This is a genomic window from Pseudoalteromonas aurantia (genome assembly GCF_005886875.1).
GTDB classification, from domain to species: Bacteria; Pseudomonadota; Gammaproteobacteria; order Enterobacterales; family Alteromonadaceae; genus Pseudoalteromonas; species Pseudoalteromonas aurantia_A.
On sequence record NZ_PNBY01000193.1, the window covers coordinates 1 to 1,857 of the forward strand.

At 40.2% G+C, this 1,857-nt stretch carries 1 pseudogene; it reads right to left on the bottom strand.

What is annotated here, in order from left to right:
• Positions 1–280 precede the first annotated feature (280 nt).
• A pseudogene (locus tag CWC18_RS20570) lies at positions 281–1,247 on the bottom strand (IS630 family transposase).
• Positions 1,248–1,857: the final 610 nt, after the last annotated feature.

The following is a 1,857-nucleotide window of genomic DNA, read 5'->3' on the forward strand; positions in this document are numbered from 1 at the left end:
AAAAGCCATGGACCCTGAAACCAGTTCAGGGAGAGGAGTCTCACACATCTGTCCTCCTGACGCAGGTCAGGATCCAAAACACCCATGCTTCTTGCCGCTGTTAATATAACAGGCTTCATATACTTACCCCGTTGTCTTCCTGACGAAGGTCAGGGTCAAAACCCCCATGCTTCTTGCCGCTGTTATTGTCACAGGTTTCATACGCTCACCCATTGTCTTCCTGACGGAGGTCAGGATCCATTTCACTGATATGCCTCTTTTATACCAATCTGCATAAAGATTAAGTCAATTTTACCCAATCTCTTGAGCACATCTTTCTAACTCTCTCAGGAACTGAAATGAATTTGTTCCATGCTTTTGAAACTTGGTGAACAATATCTTCATAACCCTTAAATGTACGATTGGATAAACAGTGCTGACGGAGTCAACTCCAAACTTGTTCTATTGGGTTTAATTCAGGTGAATATGGTGGGAGTTTGATTAGCGTGACATTATTAAAAGGTTGAACAGTATCGAATGTATGCCAACTAGCACCATCCATAATAACAACTGCATGCCTTCCGAGTTCGGTAGCTTTCGATATTTGTTCCATATGTAGTGTTATCGCCTCTTTATTTACGCAAGGTGTTATTACTGCTTCTGTCTTGCCATTTTCAGGGCAGACAGCTCCAAATAGATACCCATACTCAAATTGTTGCTGCTTTACTGCACGAGGTCTTGAGCCTGTCGCAGCCCTTAAACGTGTTGTTTGGTTTTGTTGACCGAAACGAGCTTCATCTTGAAACTAAACATCAATTCGCTCAAGAGGTAGGAGCCCTGGGGTGTGAAGGATCGTTTCCAGTTGGAAGTTTTTTAAAAGCTCCTTGGTTCTTTTGTGACTGTTTAGGGTGTCTTGAACGGCTTGTGATCCAACTAAAGCCAAGCAGCTTTAGTATTTTATAGGCATGATTTAAGTGGTAATGAACACCAAATTCAGTGTTAATGTAATGGGCGATGTCTTCACCGGTAAGTCGGCCACCATGAGGTTCTGTCTTCGTGCGCGTTATAAATTCAGACAGTTGCTCAAGTTGTGGCCGTTGTAATCTAGATAGACGCCCTTGAATAGGTTTATTGTTTAAGCCGTCAAGGCCATGCTCTAGGTAACTATAAACCCACTTATTAACACTGCTGCGCGCTGTGTTGAAACGTTTTGCAATGGCGGCCCTGCTATTACCTTCATAAAATAATGACACTGCAAGTAATCGAATGCGTTTTCGTGCGTTTGGTTCTTTTCAAGAAAGTGCTAAAAGCTGTTCTGATAGGTTCGGGTTTAACGTTATTTAGTCGGTGATTTTATATAACCTATATTAGATCGGATATTTAAACGGATTGGTATAATTTTACTGGCATGCGGGGATTCTTATGCAGCGAACTAGAATTTAACATCAACGCCAGGTAAATTTTTCAATTAGCTTATGATATAAACAGCTCAGCTTAACGTGGCGTCGATTGGTATAAATATCAGGTATAAAAAAAGCCCTATTAGGGCTTTTCTAAATTTCATATCTACCGTCACAGATATGAGCAATGTAGCAAGTAAAATAGTGAGCGGGTGACATATGATGTAATAAGGGGCGTTATTACATCACTATCAACCTAGACAGTTAACGTGTGTCACACGTGTTTCGGGTCGAGAAACATATCAGAGTAAAGAAACAAAACAAACCGTCAAACTTGTTTTGTTGAGATTGATTATCAGTTAGATTTGAGCGAGTGTCAACAACTTTATTACAAATAGTTCTTATTTAATCTTTTAATGCTATCAAGCACAAACGAGTATATTTTAGGTATAAAAAAAGCCCTATTAGGGCTTTTCCG